At 55.2% G+C, this 15616-nt stretch carries 17 protein-coding genes and 1 other RNA gene; 4 read left to right on the plus strand and 14 right to left on the minus strand.

Translation table 11 applies throughout. The features are described from left to right. Nucleotides 1–4: 4 nt before the first annotated feature. The 5 genes from lptB to EV680_RS08730 all read right to left on the minus strand — a co-directional run bounded on the left by lptB (nucleotide 5) and on the right by EV680_RS08730 (nucleotide 3479). Nucleotides 5–739, minus strand: a complete 735-nt coding sequence (gene lptB, locus EV680_RS08710) for an LPS export ABC transporter ATP-binding protein (protein WP_132954356.1) — start codon at nucleotides 737–739, stop codon at nucleotides 5–7. Between the two features lie 82 nt (nucleotides 740–821). After that, nucleotides 822–1328 (minus strand): lipopolysaccharide transport periplasmic protein LptA, encoded by a 507-nt coding sequence (gene lptA, locus EV680_RS08715; RefSeq protein WP_132954357.1) that lies wholly within the window; start codon nucleotides 1326–1328, stop codon nucleotides 822–824. After that, a complete protein-coding gene (gene lptC, locus EV680_RS08720; RefSeq protein WP_132954358.1) occupies nucleotides 1309–1890 on the minus strand; it encodes an LPS export ABC transporter periplasmic protein LptC in 582 nt (193 codons plus the stop codon). The genes lptA and lptC overlap by 20 nt, the downstream gene beginning before the upstream one ends. After that, a complete protein-coding gene (locus tag EV680_RS08725; RefSeq protein ID WP_132954359.1) occupies nucleotides 1887–2423 on the minus strand; it encodes a KdsC family phosphatase in 537 nt (178 codons plus the stop codon). Before EV680_RS08725 ends, lptC begins: the two co-directional genes overlap by 4 nt. A gap of 87 nt (nucleotides 2424–2510) precedes the next feature. Next, entirely contained in the window at nucleotides 2511–3479 is a 969-nt protein-coding gene (locus EV680_RS08730; RefSeq protein WP_132954373.1) for a KpsF/GutQ family sugar-phosphate isomerase, read from the minus strand. A gap of 97 nt (nucleotides 3480–3576) precedes the next feature. Here EV680_RS08730 and tal point away from each other — a divergent pair, with 97 nt between their 5' ends. Continuing rightward, entirely contained in the window at nucleotides 3577–4632 is a 1056-nt protein-coding gene (tal, locus tag EV680_RS08735; protein ID WP_132954360.1) for a transaldolase, read from the plus strand. A 225-nt stretch (nucleotides 4633–4857) separates the two neighbouring features. Here tal and EV680_RS08740 read toward each other — a convergent pair whose 3' ends face one another. The 8 genes from EV680_RS08740 to EV680_RS08775 all read right to left on the minus strand — a co-directional run bounded on the left by EV680_RS08740 (nucleotide 4858) and on the right by EV680_RS08775 (nucleotide 8868). Further along, entirely contained in the window at nucleotides 4858–5367 is a 510-nt protein-coding gene (locus EV680_RS08740; RefSeq protein ID WP_132954374.1) for a protein disulfide oxidoreductase, read from the minus strand. 73 nt (nucleotides 5368–5440) lie between these two features. After that, entirely contained in the window at nucleotides 5441–5686 is a 246-nt protein-coding gene (locus EV680_RS08745) for a GlsB/YeaQ/YmgE family stress response membrane protein (protein ID WP_132954361.1), read from the minus strand. Between the two features lie 234 nt (nucleotides 5687–5920). Continuing rightward, a complete protein-coding gene (gene rpsI, locus EV680_RS08750) occupies nucleotides 5921–6313 on the minus strand; it encodes a 30S ribosomal protein S9 (RefSeq protein WP_132954362.1) in 393 nt (130 codons plus the stop codon). Between the two features lie 9 nt (nucleotides 6314–6322). After that, nucleotides 6323–6751, minus strand: coding sequence for a 50S ribosomal protein L13 (gene rplM / locus EV680_RS08755; protein WP_047759909.1), 429 nt, complete (start codon nucleotides 6749–6751; stop codon nucleotides 6323–6325). Between the two features lie 186 nt (nucleotides 6752–6937). Continuing rightward, a non-coding RNA gene (gene ssrS, locus EV680_RS08760) (6S RNA) lies at nucleotides 6938–7117 on the minus strand. A 6-nt stretch (nucleotides 7118–7123) separates the two neighbouring features. Next, nucleotides 7124–7429 carry a cell division protein ZapA gene (locus EV680_RS08765; protein WP_132954363.1) on the minus strand — a complete coding sequence of 102 codons (306 nt, stop codon included), beginning with the start codon at nucleotides 7427–7429 and terminating at the stop codon, nucleotides 7124–7126. Further along, nucleotides 7426–7767 carry a hypothetical protein gene (locus tag EV680_RS08770; RefSeq protein ID WP_132954364.1) on the minus strand — a complete coding sequence of 114 codons (342 nt, stop codon included), beginning with the start codon at nucleotides 7765–7767 and terminating at the stop codon, nucleotides 7426–7428. The genes EV680_RS08765 and EV680_RS08770 overlap by 4 nt, the downstream gene beginning before the upstream one ends. A gap of 111 nt (nucleotides 7768–7878) precedes the next feature. Continuing rightward, nucleotides 7879–8868 carry an NAD(P)H-dependent glycerol-3-phosphate dehydrogenase gene (locus EV680_RS08775; RefSeq protein ID WP_132954365.1) on the minus strand — a complete coding sequence of 330 codons (990 nt, stop codon included), beginning with the start codon at nucleotides 8866–8868 and terminating at the stop codon, nucleotides 7879–7881. A gap of 319 nt (nucleotides 8869–9187) precedes the next feature. Between EV680_RS08775 and EV680_RS08780 the strand changes: the two genes are divergently transcribed. After that, a complete protein-coding gene (locus tag EV680_RS08780) occupies nucleotides 9188–10339 on the plus strand; it encodes a cytochrome-c peroxidase (protein ID WP_132954366.1) in 1152 nt (383 codons plus the stop codon). Nucleotides 10340–10542: 203 nt separating this feature from the next. Here the strand turns inward: EV680_RS08780 and EV680_RS08785 are convergent, their stop codons facing one another. After that, complete coding sequence (locus EV680_RS08785) at nucleotides 10543–11742, minus strand: MFS transporter (protein ID WP_132954367.1); 1200 nt, start codon at nucleotides 11740–11742, stop codon at nucleotides 10543–10545. Nucleotides 11743–11995: 253 nt separating this feature from the next. On the opposite strand from EV680_RS08785, the gene EV680_RS08790 reads away from it, so the two are divergent. Next, complete coding sequence (locus tag EV680_RS08790) at nucleotides 11996–12397, plus strand: hypothetical protein (protein WP_132954368.1); 402 nt, start codon at nucleotides 11996–11998, stop codon at nucleotides 12395–12397. Between the two features lie 319 nt (nucleotides 12398–12716). Further along, nucleotides 12717–15302: a bifunctional aconitate hydratase 2/2-methylisocitrate dehydratase gene (gene acnB / locus EV680_RS08795; RefSeq protein WP_132954369.1), complete on the plus strand. Its 2586-nt coding sequence runs from the start codon at nucleotides 12717–12719 to the stop codon at nucleotides 15300–15302. The last annotated feature ends 314 nt before the right edge of the window (nucleotides 15303–15616 follow it).

The raw sequence follows: 15616 nt of genomic DNA on the forward strand, positions 1-15616 counted from the left end.
CCTATCAATAATCGAAGTTTTCGCCCAAATACACGGCGCGCACTTGCTCGTTGCCCACCAGCTCTTCGGGCACACCCGAGGCGAGCACGGTGCCCTCGCTGATGATGTAGGCTCTGTCGCAAATGCGCAGGGTTTCGCGCACATTGTGGTCGGTAATCAACACGCCGATGCCGCGTGTTTTGAGAAATTCAATGATTTTCTGAATATCGATAACCGCAATCGGATCGACGCCGGCAAACGGCTCATCAAGCAGGATAAAACGCGGCTGCATGGCCAGCACACGGGCGATTTCCACGCGCCGGCGCTCACCGCCGGAAAGCGAAGGCGCCGGGCTGTCGCGCAGGCGCTCGATATTGAGGTCGGCCAAAAGGCGCTCCAGCTCGGCATCGATTTGCTTTTTATCTTTCAACCGGATTTCGAGAATAGCGCGAATATTTTGCGCCACCGTCATTTTTCGGAAAATCGATGCTTCCTGCGGCAGATAGCCCAAGCCCAAGCGGGCGCGCTCGTGAATGGGCAGATGGCGGATTTCGCGATTATCCAGCATCACGCTGCCGCCATCGGCGGCAATCAGGCCGACTATCATGTAAAAGCTGGTGGTTTTGCCCGCGCCGTTGGGGCCGAGTAGCCCCACCACTTCGCCGCTTTCGATCTCGAGCGAGAAATTTTTCACCACTTGGCGCTTTTTGAAGCTTTTTTGCAGATGTTGGACATTCAGTCGGCTGTGCGGAGTTGTCATGGGCAAGGCTCTGATGATATGGGTATGAGATTTAAGGCCGTCTGAAACAGTTGTGTGTGCGTTCAGACGGCCTGCTAACAAGCTATTTGGTCGGCTGGATCACCACGGTAACCCGTTTGCCGCCTTTGCCGCCGGCCGCTTTGCTGCCGCTGACGGTATACACTTCGGTGCGGGTGTTGTAAACAATGCTGGCGCCTTCGGCCAAATCACCGCCGCGCTGCACACGGGCATTGCCGGTGAGCTTCACAATGCCGGTGGCCGATGAATATTCTACTTGGTTTGCTTGGCCGTTTACCGTGCCTTTATTGCCGTCGAGCGTTTGGCCGAAGCGCACCGGGCTGCCGCTGGCGCTCATCACTTGCTGGCCTTTGCCATCGCGCGACACACGCACGCTGGCGGCGCGGATATTGAGCGAACCTTGTTTGATCACCACATTGCCGCTGAAGGTGGTGACCTGGTTAGCCTGATCGAGCGAGCCTTGATCGGCCTCGATTTCAATCGGGCGGCTGCGGTCGCTCTCAAGCGCAAAAGCCGGCGCGGCGGCCAACAAAGCAGCCAACAGCGCGGCATTAAGGATTTTTGGGGTCATAAATAATGGCTTTCACTCGGGAGGGCAGGTTTAAAAAACCTTGCTGGTGGTTATATTGCACGCCCTTGGCCGTGCCGTGCGAATCACCGTATTGATAGGCCACCGGCGCATCGGTTGAGGCAGTTTCGGTTTGCGTGTCCACCAGTAGGCTGGCCGTTTTCAGCACGCCGGCAGGCCGACGGGCATCAGCTGCTTTGGTGAGCACCACGTTTTTTTCGAAAAACACTTGGCGGGTGTCGGTATTATAGCGGGCTTCTTCGCTTTTGACGTCATAGAGCCGCTGGCCGGCGCCATAAAGCACAAGCTGCGGTTGGTCAAAATAAACATCATCACTTTTGGGCATCTGCCAAGCGCTCTCGGCGCTGAGGTTTTCTTTCAGACGGCCTGTTCCATCAAAGCGCCGCCCGTCGATATCGACCATGGCATATTGCGGCTCGTTGGGATTGAGCGCCACTTCTTCGATATCCAGCTCGCTGATGCGCCCGAGCCAAGCGCTCAAGCCGCCCAGGCAGATAGCCAATATCAGGGGAAAAAGCCAGCCGCTGCGCCATTTTTTAATCATTTGATATACTCATTCAAGGCTGCATCAAGCGTGCCCTGCGCCTGCATAATCAGGTCGCACAGCTCGCGCACCGCGCCCTTGCCAGCGCTTTTGCGTGTGATATAAGCGGCGTGCCGCAAGGTAAAATCGTGTGCTTCGGGCACGGCCACAGGCAGGCCGCAGCGCACCATCACCGGTAAATCCACCACATCATCGCCGATAAAGGCGCATTCATGTTCCGCCACGCCGGCTTTGGCGCGCAAATCGGCATAAGCGGCTTTTTTGTCGTGTATGCCTTTGTAATAATGATTAATGCCCAGCTGCTCCACCCGAATGCCCACCGAGGGGGCATCGCGGCCGGTGATAATCGCAGTTTGCACACCGCTTTGCTGCAACATTTTCAAGCCGTGTCCATCGAGCGTGTGAAACGATTTGATTTCTTCGCCGTTGTCGCGGATATAAATATGGCCGTCGGTGAGCACACCGTCCACGTCCATAATCAAAAGCTTGATGCGCTCGGCGCGCGCTTGCACATCAGGGGATAAAGTCATCATGCGTTTTCTCCGGCAAAGGTTTTCAGACGGCCTCTGCATTATATAAGGCCGTCTGAACAGATTGCCACTAAAAAAGGTTAAGCGCTTTCAGATAATACGCGCTTTAAGTAAATCATGCATATTGAGCGCACCGACCAAGCGGCCGTTTTCATCGGCGGCCAGCAAGCCGCTCACCCGGGATTGCTGCATCTGCTTCAGCGCTTCGGTGGCCAGCTTATCGGGCGAAATGGTTTGCGGGCCCGGATGCATCACTTCTTCTACCAACAAGCCGGTAAAATCATCGCGGCCTTGAAACAGGCGGCGCAAATCGCCGTCGGTGAAAATGCCTTTGATGCAGCCTTGTTTGTTTACAATCGCCAACATGCCCAAGCCGGTTTCGCTCATGCGCACGATGCCGTCTTTCAATAGTGTGCCCTCGACCACGGCAGGCAATTCATCGCCGCTATGCATCAAGTCTTTCACCCGTATCAACAAGCGCTTTCCCAAGCTGCCGGCCGGATGGCTGAGCGCAAAATCGGCCAAGGTAAACTCACGCGCCTGCAGCAACACCACCGCCAGCGCATCGCCCAGCGCCAGCATGGCTGTGGTGCTGGAAGTGGGGGCTAAGCCCAAAGGGCAGGCTTCGTGCGACACCGTGCAGGTAATGTGGATATCGGCATAACGCGCCATGGTGGAATGCGGGCGCCCCGTGATGCACACCAGTTGCACATTTTTGCGCTTTAAGGCCGGCAGAATCGAGGTAACTTCATCGCTCTCGCCCGAATTGGACAAAGCCACCACCACATCGCCATCCACAATCATGCCCAAATCACCGTGGGCGGCTTCGGCCGGATGCACGAAAAAAGCCGGCGTGCCGGTGGAGGCCATGGTGGCGGCGATTTTGCGGCCGATGTGGCCGGACTTACCTATCCCCATCACCACCACGCGCCCATGGCAATGCAAAATCGCCTCAACGGCCTGCACAAAAGCCTCATCCAGCCCGCGCGACACTTCCTGCAAAGCTTCGGCTTCCGTGCTCAGCACTTGCCGCGCCCATTCTGTATATTGATTTTGCATTGTATTTCCCATGTTATTTCCTGCCGGCTCTATTCAAACCAGTGATTTCGGGGTAGGATTTCAAATCCCACACCATCATTAATAAAGGGTTTCAGAGATGACTATTTTATCGGACGTTAAAGCTTTAGGACAACAAATCTGGTTGGACAACCTCTCGCGCTCGCTGATTCAAAGCGGCGAATTGGCAAAAATGTTGCAGCAAGGCGTGTGCGGTGTCACCTCCAACCCGGCCATTTTCCAAAAAGCCTTTGCGGGCGATGCACTTTATGCAGACGAAATCGCCGCCCTCAAACAGCAAAACCTCACCGCCAAACAACGCTACGAAACGCTGGCCATTGCCGATGTGCAGGCCGCTTGCGATGTGTGCCTGCCCGAATTCGAAGCCAGCGGCGGCAAAACCGGCTTTGTCAGCCTTGAAGTATCGCCCGAGCTGGCGCACGATGCGGCAGGCACCGTGGCCGAAGCCCGCCGCCTGCACGCAGCCATCAACCGTAAAAACGTGTTAATCAAAGTGCCCACCACCGATGCCGGCGTGGAAGCGCTGCAGCAATTGGTGGCCGACGGCCTCAGCATCAACCTCACCCTGCTGTTTTCGCGCGCCCAAACCCTCAAAGCCTATGCCGCCTATGTGCGCGGCCTCGAAGCGCGCTTGGCCGAGGGTAAGCCGGTAGACGGCATTCAAGTGGTGGCCAGCTTCTTCTTGTCGCGCATCGACAACGCGCTGGATGCCACCCTGCCCGAAGCACTGCAAGGCAAAGTGGCCATCGCTTTGGCCAAAGCCGCTTACGATGATTGGGAAAAATTCTTCAGCAGCCCTGAATTTGCCGGACTGGCCGCAAAAGGCGCCAACCGCATGCAACTGCTGTGGGCCTCCACCGGCGTGAAAAACCCGGCCTATCCCGACACGCTTTATGTTGACAGCCTGATTGGCGCACACACCGTCAACACCGTGCCCGATGCCACTTTGCAAGCCTTTATCGACCACGGCACCGCCAAAGCCACGCTGGCCGACAACACCCAAGAGGCATTCGCGCAATTGGCTGAAGTCGGCAAATTAGGCATCGACTTGGAAGCCTTGGCCGAGCGCCTGCAACAAGACGGCCTGCAACAATTTTCCGATGCCTTTGAAAAGCTGCTTCAACCTTTGGCCTAAGCGCCCGGCCTTTTATCAAAAAGCACGCAAACACATGCGTGCTTTTTTTGGTTTTCAGACGGCCTGATGCCTATTTAACCATTACCACCAACATAAATTGCACATTCAAACAGCAGCATATTCAGAAACTTATATCCTTGGCTATCATTAGCTTATAGGCCGTCTGAAAGCTTCAGACGGCCTTTCGGCATCATCAATATCATCATTTAATACCATTATCATCATTTAATGCCATTGATCCGCCAACCATATCCTGCTGCGCAAGCCCCAATAGCTGCTTACACCGGAAGTGCTGTGAATCAAACGCCCGTTTTTCACCAGCGCCACAGTCGGCGTAACCTGCACCTGCCATTGCTGCGACAACACACCGCGCTCATCATTCACATTATCGAAATGCAACTGCTGGCGCTGCATATAAGCGCCCACCTCTTGCGGCGAGCCCGAGCGCAGCGCCACGCCCAGCACCGGCACACCGGCTTGGTGCAACCGGTTGACCACGGGCGAAGTATAGCGACAAATGCCGCACCAGCTACCCCAGAAATACACCACCACCGTTTGGCCGTCTGAAAGCTCGGCCAGCGAAGTATGCCGCCCCGATAAAGTATGCACCGGCGCATCCGCCATGCCGGCCGGCTGCACCGGGCGGCGGTACCAATCCACGGCAAAAGCCAGCAAAGCCACCATAACCAAAGTTTGGGCGACTTGCTTGATCCAATAAACGATTTTTTTACGCATGGTTAAAAAGGCCGTCTGAAAAACCAATAACAAAGCAGGCATACGCCTGCTTTTTCACACTCACCTTCGGCAATTATTTCTTAATCACGCGCGTGTAAATCGCCAAAATAATCACTGCGAAAATCGTAGAGGCAATCCAGCCGGCCGGTTGGCCTGCCTCATACCAGTCCGCTGCCTGGCCTACCCAACCGGCCAAAAGCGCACCACCAATGCCCAGCAAAGTGGTCATAATAAAGCCCAGATCGTCTTTGCCCGGGTGCAGCAATTTAGCCAACACACCCACAATAAAACCCACAATAATGGTAACAATCCAACCCATTTTTTCCTCCCGATACACTATTGAAAACAACCGCAAAGCCTGATAAACCGCGCCATTGCGCGCTTTGCGGCAACGGCTTCAATCATACACGTCGCTTGCCTGGCGCCCACGTTCCTTGCATTTATTTTCACAAAACAACGAAATTTGATACCCTATGCCGTCATTTTGCGACAAGCCCGCAAAGGCACAATAAAAAGCCCCGCATCGTGCGGGGCTTTGCGAAACAACAAATCATTAACGTTTCGAGAATTGTTTGGCGCGACGGGCTTTGCGCAAGCCGAATTTTTTACGTTCCACTTCACGCGCATCGCGGGTAACGAAGCCGGCTTGTGACAGAGCCGGTTTCAATGCGGCATCATAGTCAATCAGCGCACGGGTGATGCCGTGGCGGATGGCACCTGATTGGCCGGTTTCACCGCCGCCAACCACGTTGACTTTAATATCGAAAGCTTCGCCGTTTTCGGTCAGCACCAAAGGTTGGCGCACCACCATGCGGCTGGTTTCGCGGGCGAAAAATTCGTCAACCGGGCGGCCGTTTACTGTGATTTGGCCGGTGCCTTTTTGCAGAAACACACGAGCCACTGAACTTTTGCGGCGGCCTGTGCCGTAGTAGTATTTACCGTTCATGTCGTGTCCTTAGATTTCCAAAACTTTGGGTTGTTGGGCAGCGTGGCCGTGCTCGGCACCGGCATACACTTTCAGCTTTTTAATCATGGCGTAACCTAAGGGGCCTTTGGGCAACATGCCTTTAACGGCTTTTTCCAAAACGCGCTCGGGAAATTTCTCTTGCATTTCGGTGAAGTTGCGTTCGTAGATGCCGCCGGGATAGCCTGAGTGGCGGTAGTATTTTTTATCCAGCGCTTTATTGCCGGTTACGCGCAGTTTGTCGGCATTGATAACGATAATGTAATCGCCGGTGTCAACGTGCGGAGTGTATTCGGGTTTGTGTTTGCCACGCAGACGGTGAGCGATTTCGGCGGCAACGCGACCCAAAACTTTATCTTGAGCATCGATGACGAACCATTCGCGCTTCACCTCGTGCGGTTTAGCTGAAAAGGTTTTCATAAGGAGGAGTCCAAACAAATATATAGAAAGCTGCCGATTTTAGAGATGATTTGATATTCTGTCAATTAAATTCGGGCAGTCGGAAATATTTCGCCGCCACGGCGGCGCGATGACTACAAAAGTGTTGCATTTCAAGTATGCCGTCATGAAAAAAGCACCGTTTTGGCGGTGCTTTTTTTTCAAATGGGAATCCCCGCAGATGCCGTTCGGGCCTCGATCCGCTTGAACCTTGCTGACAAGGTGGTCACCTCGGGCAGTTTCGGGTGCATCTGCAAGCAAACGCTCACGCCCACTGCACTCCCGGCAACCTAAAGCGAACGTATTGGTTCAAAGGAATATATGCCTTCACGCACACCGCAGGGAAAAGAAGCTTTACTGGCCGGGCGGCAACTTGGCTAAAGCCTTGTCGCACACCGCTGCCATGTCTGTTATTTTACGCTCAAATTCGCCGATTGCCAAATCATCTTTCATCGACATTTTCAATAAATCGTGCACCACGTTGAGTGCAGCCATAATGGCGATTTTATCGGTTTCGATAATGCGCCCGCCCTGCTTGATGGCATTGATTTTCTGGTTGAGCATATCCACCGCTTGCAGCAGCGTGGCTTTCTCCTCGGGCGGGGTGCCGATATTGAACGCGCGCCCCATAATGGTGATGCTGATTTGCTCGCTGCTCATTGATTGTCCTCCTCTTCGGCAGCCGCCTCTTGCGGCAAACGCAGCAGCAGGGCGCGGATGCGCTCGGCGCTGCTGCCCAGCAATTCGCGCTGGCTGTGGTTTTCAGCAAGCAGGGTGTCGATTTTGCTTTGCAAATCTTCTTTCAGCTTGCCCACTTGCACCAGCAGCGCTTCGCTCAATTCGTCTACCGCGGCCTGATGTTCGTTTTTTTGCTGCGCCTGCTCGTTTTTCAGACGGCCTATTTCTTCGTGCAAGCGTTTGTTTTCGCTTACCACGGTTTCAAATTTTTGCGCCAGCCGGTAAACGCTGACTTCCAGTTTTTCCAAAGACTGATTCATAATGCCGCACCTTAATGGGTATGCCGGCAAGCATAAGGGCAGGATGCGGCGCTGTCAACAAAGGCCGTCTGAATGCGTTCAGACGGCCTTTACACGCTTTTGCGCCAGCGTTTATTCAAATCGGGCTTCACGCTCCATCAAGCGCTCGGCCACTTGCTCGGCGGTTAATTCTTTGCGCAGCAATTGCAACAGCGTTTGCGTGATGGGCATATCGATTTGGTATTTGCAAGCGCTGTTGAACACTTCTTCGATGGTGCTCACGCCTTCCGACACATGGCCGATTTCTTTGAGCACTTCGTGCAATTCTTTGCCTTCGGCCAAACCGAGGCCGACGCGGCGGTTGCGCGAGAGCGCGCCGGTACAGGTGAGAATCAGGTCGCCCACACCGGCCAGCCCCATCATGGTTTTGGGTTGTGCACCCATCGCCACGGCCAAGCGGGTGATTTCAGCCAGGCCGCGCGTGACCAAGGCTGCGCGGGCATTGAGGCCATATTCGAGGCCGTCTGAAAGGCCGGTGGCAATTGCCATGATGTTTTTCACGGCGCCGCCCACGGCCACGCCAATCACATCTTCGCTACCGTAAAGGCGCATCACCTGGGTGTTTAATTCGTGCACCATCTCTTCAATCCAGGCTTTGTTTTCCGAGGCCAGCACCACGGCACACGGCAGCTGCCGCGCCAGCTCTTGCGCAAAGCTGGGGCCGGACAACACACCGATGCACGGATTATCGGGCAACACATCTTTCACCACCTGAAAGGTGAGCAGGCCGCTGTCTTGCTCGAAGCCTTTGCAGGCGGTGAGCACGGGCAGATGGCCGGCGTTATGCTCAATCAGCCGCTGCGCGCTGTCGCGCAGACCGGCCACGGACGTGACCATCAGCACCAGCTCCGAGCCTTGCAACGCAGCGCCCAAATCGGCTTGCATTTGCAAAGCATCCGGAAAGGCAAAGCCCGGCAGATAGCGCGCATTTTCGCGCGCTTGCGCCAAATCTTGCACATGCTGGGCGTTTCTTGCCCACATGGTGACATCGTGGCCATGCCGGGCAAAATGTATGGCTAAGGCAGTGCCCCAGGCGCCGGCACCCATTACCGTAATTTTCATGTTTTTCTCACTTTGGCAGATTGCCGCCAACTTTAAAACAAAGCCCCGCCAGAAGCAAGCGCGACGCACTTTTTCAGACGGCCTGTCTGCTATCTATTAAATATTGCCACAAGCTATAGGGTTATTAGCTTTCCACTATCACACTCAATGATTTGATTTGGCGCAATCCTTTTTAAACCACGCCCTCTATACTTGCTTCTGTAAGCCGAAAAAATAGTTGAGTTTTCAATATCTTCATCACTTCTCGGCCGCACCATAAAAAAGACAACAACACCGCATTAAGGCTTTCACGCTTGTATATTGCATAAAGGAACGCATCATGAAAACCACTTTCCGCCTCAGCACCCTCGCACTGGCTTCTCTTTTGGCTTTGAATGCCTGCCAAGACAAACCGGCCGAGCAAGCTCCCGCCCCGCAAGCCGCCTCCGCTGCCGCGCAAGCGCCGGCACAATATGACAACAGCAGCGCCAGCGCTGAAGACAAAGACTTGCTTACCAAAGCGCAAGGCATCTTCCAACCGCTGCCGGCACGCGCCGAAATCGACGCCGCCCAGCCGCTCACCGAAGGCCAAATCCAGCTCGGCCAGCAATTATGGTATGAGCCGCGCCTCTCGCGCGGCAACACCGTAAGCTGCAATTCCTGCCACAACCTGGCCAGCTACGGCGTGGACAATATGCCCACCAGCCAAGGCTATAAAGGCTTATTTGGCGGCCGCAATTCCCCCACCGCGCTCAACGCCGCCCTGCTCGGCAGCCAATTTTGGGATGGCCGCGCGGTTGACGTGGAAGAGCAGGCCGGCGGCCCGCTGCTCAATCCGGTGGAAATGGCCATGCCGAGCAAAGAAGCCGTGGTAGCCAAAATCGCCCACATTCCCGAATATCAAAAAATGTTTAAAGACGTGTATGGCGATGAAAAAGGCCAAATCACGTTTGACAACATCACCCATGCCATTGCGGCTTTCGAGCGCACCCTGCTCACGCCCACCCGTTGGGACGATTACCTCAAAGGCAACATCAGCGCGCTCAACGAACAAGAGCGCAAAGGCTTGAAATCGTTTATGGATAACGGCTGTATTGCCTGCCACGCCGGCGTCACGCTTGGCGGCAATTCGTTCCAAAAATTCGGCCTGGTTGACGGCCCTTATTGGAAATTCACCGGCAGCAAAAAACATGACGAAGGCCGCTTTGAAGTGACTCAGGCCGAAGATGACAAATATATTTTCCGCGTGCCCGGCCTGCGCAACGTAGCCATGACTTACCCCTACTTCTACGATGGCAGCGTGTGGGAGCTCAACAAAGCCGTATCCATTATGGGGCAGGCGCAATTGGGCAAAGCCCTGCCTGAAGAAGAAGTGGGCAATATCGTGGCCTTCCTTGGCACACTCACCGGCGATGTGCCCGAAAAAGTGCGCGTGCTGCCGATGCTGCCGCCTTCAACCGACCCGGCCTCGCGCCCGGATAACGGCAATTAATCATCAAACAAGCACCTGCAACACAGGCCGTCTGAAAGCTTTCAGACGGCCTGTGTTGCTGTAAATCATTTTTTATACCCATTCAAAAAAGTAAGCTAGCAAAGCGGCGAGCCGCAGACGGTACAAATAGTACGGCAAGGCAAGACAACGAAGTTAGGTTATTTTTTTGGATTGGTATTATTTTACAAATGATTGAAAAGCCCTCAGCCCGCCTTGCTTTGCGCCAGCGTTTTCGGGCTCGCGGCAAACCAAGCCAGCACACATTCCACCAGCATCAGCGCCACCAACACCGCCATCGCATCCGACCATGAGTCCAAGTGGTCATACAGCACCCCCATGCCCAAAGGCCCCAGCACCGCAATCAAATAACCCACCGATTGCGCCATGCCCGACAAAGAAGCCGATTCATTAATGCTCTGCGTGCGCAACACAAACAGCATCAACACAATCGAAAACACCCCCGAGCCGCCAATGCCGATCAGCGACACCCACAGCCACATCTGACCCGGCGTGCCCAACCACACCCCCGCCACGCCCGCCAGCAGCAGCAACGAGGCCAGCAAACAAAACCGCTGTTTGTGCGTGCTGCGGCCGAATCGCGCCGACACCGCCAATACCCCCGCCAGCGAAGCCGCCTGCAACAGCGAGCTGTAGCCGCCGGCCGCCAGCGGCGTCATGCCTTTTTCCACCAACACCGAGGGCAGAAAGTTCACAATCGAATAAAACATCACCGACTGAATGCCCATAAACAGGCTGATACACCAAGCCGCGCGCGAACGCCACACATTCAGCCCGCCCGCCACCGCTTGCGGCTCATCCGCAGCACTCACCACACCTTGCGCACGAATACGCAGCCAAGCCGCCAGCGCCACCAGCCCCAACAAGGCCCAAATGCCCAACGACCAACGCCAGTTTTGCCATTGCGCCAACGGCACCGCCACCGCCGCCGCCACCATAGACGACACCGACATCGTGGCCGACACTGCCCCCACCACCAAGCCCACGCGCGTAGGCAGGCTGCGCTTGGCCAGCGCCGGCAGCAACACATTGCCCATCGCAATCGCCGCCCCGATCACCATTGTGCCCGCCAACAACAGCACAGCCGAGGGCAGCACCGAGCGCAATATCATGCCCGCAACCAGCAACACAATTGAGCCGACCAGTACATTTTCCATACCGAAGCGCCGCGCCAGCCGTGCCGCCAACGGTGAAAACAGCGCAAACGCCAGCATGGGTAAAGCCGCCACCAGCCCGATAAACGAGCCCGACACACCTAAATCTTCACGAATAAAGCCTACCACCGGCCCCACCGCCACAATCGGCGTGCGCAAATTGGCCGCCAGCGCAATAATGGCAAATAATAAAAAGCCGGTAGAAATCCGGCTGCGGGCAGATGAAAGCATAATCCAACCTTAAAAATGTTGCCTCAGAGCCGCCGCACACATCAAGCGACAAACTTCAAAAGCATCAAAAAAGCGCCGTTTCCGGCTACAAAAAACGCATTATAGCCTTTTGCCGCCGCCGCGTTGGCAACACGTTTGTATTTATTGAGCTAGCCGCATCATGCAGGCAGCCTATGATAGGTAACCCTTGGGCGAAATTGAAAAAGTGACAATGGCGACGGGTTGATGTTAGAGTGAACACTCCTATTGGTTAATGTTGAAAATCAAAGCTGAAATGAAAGGGGTCGTTATGAAAAGCTGTTTGCATAAACTGCTTGGTATATGGGCGGTGTGCCTGTTGTTAACGGCTTGCGCGGATGGGCCGTGGTTGCTGGAATCGATAGACCGGCAAAGCTATGTGGGCAAACCCATTGAAACGGTATACCGGGCAAAAGGGCGAGAACCCGATTATATCGAAGAGGTATCCGATGGCCGTGTATATAGTTGGCTGGAAGATAAGCGTTATGTCACCAGCGTGCCCACGGGCACCACCCGCAACAACAATGTATTGACTTACCATTATCAAGAGCGGGTGGAAGGCGGTGTCTCGCGCCATTCCTATCTTACCGACAGGGATAATGTGATACGTGATGTGGCGTATCGTTTTGTGCGCTGATGCGCTCCCATCTGCCAAGGCTGTCTGAACGCGTTTGATGCAGCCTTCATGCAGGCAAACACATTTTGGATATTGCTCCCGGCACATGCAAAAGCAATCATTCATATCAATATAAACAATATTCGCCACCTCATCAACAGGCCGTCTGAAAACCTTTGGCATTAAACAACAAAGCGCTTTCAGACGGCCTTTTACATCCAAACAAAGATTGCCGGCAGGGGATTCCTATTTACCCGTTTTTGGTTTATGATATCCGCACTACTGCACACTACAATGCGCAGTCAGCCCCCAGAAGAAAAACCGCAAAAGGAACAAAGAGATGTTAGAAGCCTATCGTAAAGCAGCCGCAGAGCGCGAAGCTCTGGGCATTCCCGCCCTGCCCCTCACCGCCCAGCAAACCGCCGACTTGGTGGAGCTGCTGAAAAACCCGCCTGCCGGTGAGGGCGAATTCCTGGTTGAGCTGCTGGCACACCGTGTGCCGCCCGGCGTGGACGACGCCTCCAAAGTCAAAGCCTCATTTCTGGCAGCCGTGGCCGAAGGCAGCGCGCAAAGCCCGCTGATCAGCCCCGAATACGCCACCGAATTGCTGGGCACCATGCTCGGCGGCTACAATATCCATCCTTTGATCGAGCTGCTCGACAACAACAAGCTCGCACCCATCGCCGCCGAAGCCCTCAAACACACCTTGCTGATGTTCGATGCCTTCCACGATGTGCAGGAAAAAGCCGAAAAAGGCAACCAACACGCACAAGAAGTGCTGAAATCATGGGCTGATGCCGAATGGTTTACCTCCCGCGAAAAAGTGCCCGAAAAAATCACCGTTACCGTGTTCAAGGTAGACGGCGAAACCAACACCGATGATTTGTCGCCCGCGCCCGATGCGTGGAGCCGCCCCGATATTCCGCTGCACGCGCTGGCCATGCTGAAAAACCCGCGCGACGGCATTGTGCCCGATAAAGCCGGCGAAATCGGCCCCATCAAATTGCTGGAAGAATTGAAAGCCAAAGGCAACCTCGTGGCCTATGTCGGCGATGTGGTCGGCACCGGCTCTTCGCGCAAATCCGCCACCAACTCCGTGATCTGGCACACCGGCCACGACATTCCGTTTGTGCCCAACAAACGCTTCGGCGGCGTGTGCCTCGGCGGCAAAATCGCTCCGATTTTCTTCAACACACAAGAAGATTCCGGCGCACTGCCGATTGAAGTAGACGTGGCCGCCCTGCAAATGGGCGACGTGGTCGATATTCTGCCTTATGAAGGCAAAATCGTGAAAAACGGCGAAACCGTGGCCGAATTCGAGCTAAAATCGCAAGTGCTGCTCGATGAAGTGCAGGCCGGCGGCCGCATCAACCTGATTATCGGCCGCGGCCTCACCGCCAAAGCCCGCGAAGCCTTAGGCTTGCCCGCTTCCACCGAATTCCGCCTGCCGCAAGCACCGGCTGAAACCCAAGCCGGCTTCTCGCTGGCGCAAAAAATGGTCGGCCGCGCCTGCGGTTTGCCCGAAGGCCAAGGCGTGCGCCCCGGCACCTACTGCGAGCCGCGCATGACCACAGTCGGCTCACAAGACACCACCGGCCCGATGACCCGCGATGAGCTGAAAGATTTGGCCTGCTTGGGCTTCTCGGCCGATTTGGTGATGCAGTCGTTCTGCCACACCGCCGCCTACCCGAAACCGGTAGACGTGCGCACCCACAAAGAGCTGCCCGAATTTATCTCCACCCGCGGCGGCGTGGCCTTGCGCCCGGGCGACGGCGTGATCCACTCATGGCTCAACCGCCTGCTCCTGCCCGACACCGTGGGCACCGGCGGCGACTCGCACACCCGCTTCCCCATCGGCATCTCCTTCCCCGCAGGCTCAGGCTTGGTGGCCTTTGCCGCCGCCACCGGCGTGATGCCGCTGGACATGCCCGAATCGGTGCTGGTGCGTTTCTCCGGCAAGCTGCAACCGGGTGTTACCTTGCGCGATTTGGTCAACGCCATTCCGCTCTATGCCATTAAAGCAGGCTTGCTCACCGTGGCCAAAGCCGGTAAGAAAAATATTTTCTCCGGCCGCATTCTCGAAATCGAAGGCCTGCCCGATTTAAAAGTGGAACAAGCTTTTGAATTGAGCGATGCTTCGGCCGAGCGCTCTGCCGCCGGTTGTACCGTAAAGCTCAACGAAGCGCCGATTATCGAGTATATGAAGTCTAACGTTGTGTTGATGAAAAACATGATTGCCGACGGCTACAAAGATCCGCGCACCCTCGAGCGCCGCATCAAAGCGATGGAAGCCTGGCTGGCCGATCCCAAGCTGCTCGATGCCGACCAAGATGCCGAATACGCTGCCGTTATCGAAATCAATATGGACGACATCAAAGAGCCGATCGTGGCCTGCCCGAACGACCCTGACGATGTGAAATTCATGTCGGAAGTGAGCGGCACCAAAATCGACGAAGTGTTTATCGGCTCGTGCATGACCAACATCGGCCACTTCCGCGCCGCCGGCAAGCTGCTCGAAGGCAAGAGCGACATCCCCGTGCGCCTGTGGGTGGCACCGCCGACCAAAATGGACGCGCAACAGCTCACCGAAGAAGGCTATTACGGCATTCTCGGCCGCAGCGGCGCACGCATGGAAATGCCCGGCTGCTCATTGTGCATGGGCAACCAGGCGCAAGTGCGCGAAGGCGCAACCGTGATGTCCACTTCCACCCGCAACTTTCCCAACCGTTTGGGTAAAAACACCTTTGTTTACCTCGGCTCGGCAGAGCTGGCGGCGATTTGCTCGAAGCTGGGCAAAATCCCCACTGTTGAGGAATACCAAGCCAATATCGGTATCATCAACGAAAAAGGCGATGAAGTGTACCGTTACATGAACTTCAACGAAATCGACAGCTACAACGATGTTGCCGAAAAAGTAAACGTGTAACACCGGCTTCAGACGGCCTAGGTAAGATTCAAGGCCGTCTGAAACCTCGGCAAACCAACAACGCGCCGCGCAAACGGCGCGTTGTTTTTTATAGCGGCATGGTTTAATACTCATTCAAAAAAGTAAGCTGGCGAGGTGGCGAGCCGAAGGCAGTACACACGTACAGCAAGGGAGCCAACGCAGCAAGGCTATTTTTTGAATGGGCTTTACTTTTAAATTATACCAATAAAAATAAATAAGCTATAATCGCCCCATGCCTAAACTGACCCCAAAAAACCACCAACTCACCGAGCATGATTTTATCAAACTCGCCA

The sequence above is a fragment of the Uruburuella suis genome, assembly GCF_004341385.1.
Lineage (GTDB): Bacteria > Pseudomonadota > Gammaproteobacteria > Burkholderiales > Neisseriaceae > Neisseria > Neisseria suis.

Coding starts and splice junctions, on each gene's coding strand:
- EV680_RS08780 (WP_132954366.1), top strand. CDS start 9,188: ATGAAAACCACTTTCCGCCTCAGCACCCTCGCACTGGCTTCTCTTTTG.
- EV680_RS08790 (WP_132954368.1), top strand. CDS start 11,996: ATGTTGAAAATCAAAGCTGAAATGAAAGGGGTCGTTATGAAAAGCTGT.
- EV680_RS08725 (WP_132954359.1), bottom strand. CDS start 2,423: ATGATGACTTTATCCCCTGATGTGCAAGCGCGCGCCGAGCGCATCAAG.
- lptC (WP_132954358.1), bottom strand. CDS start 1,890: ATGATTAAAAAATGGCGCAGCGGCTGGCTTTTTCCCCTGATATTGGCT.
- acnB (WP_132954369.1), top strand. CDS start 12,717: ATGTTAGAAGCCTATCGTAAAGCAGCCGCAGAGCGCGAAGCTCTGGGC.
- EV680_RS08730 (WP_132954373.1), bottom strand. CDS start 3,479: ATGCAAAATCAATATACAGAATGGGCGCGGCAAGTGCTGAGCACGGAA.
- EV680_RS08775 (WP_132954365.1), bottom strand. CDS start 8,868: ATGAAAATTACGGTAATGGGTGCCGGCGCCTGGGGCACTGCCTTAGCC.
- rpsI (WP_132954362.1), bottom strand. CDS start 6,313: ATGAACGGTAAATACTACTACGGCACAGGCCGCCGCAAAAGTTCAGTG.
- lptB (WP_132954356.1), bottom strand. CDS start 739: ATGACAACTCCGCACAGCCGACTGAATGTCCAACATCTGCAAAAAAGC.
- EV680_RS08785 (WP_132954367.1), bottom strand. CDS start 11,742: ATGCTTTCATCTGCCCGCAGCCGGATTTCTACCGGCTTTTTATTATTT.
- EV680_RS08770 (WP_132954364.1), bottom strand. CDS start 7,767: ATGAATCAGTCTTTGGAAAAACTGGAAGTCAGCGTTTACCGGCTGGCG.
- lptA (WP_132954357.1), bottom strand. CDS start 1,328: ATGACCCCAAAAATCCTTAATGCCGCGCTGTTGGCTGCTTTGTTGGCC.
- rplM (WP_047759909.1), bottom strand. CDS start 6,751: ATGAAAACCTTTTCAGCTAAACCGCACGAGGTGAAGCGCGAATGGTTC.
- EV680_RS08765 (WP_132954363.1), bottom strand. CDS start 7,429: ATGAGCAGCGAGCAAATCAGCATCACCATTATGGGGCGCGCGTTCAAT.
- tal (WP_132954360.1), top strand. CDS start 3,577: ATGACTATTTTATCGGACGTTAAAGCTTTAGGACAACAAATCTGGTTG.
- EV680_RS08745 (WP_132954361.1), bottom strand. CDS start 5,686: ATGGGTTGGATTGTTACCATTATTGTGGGTTTTATTGTGGGTGTGTTG.
- EV680_RS08740 (WP_132954374.1), bottom strand. CDS start 5,367: ATGCGTAAAAAAATCGTTTATTGGATCAAGCAAGTCGCCCAAACTTTG.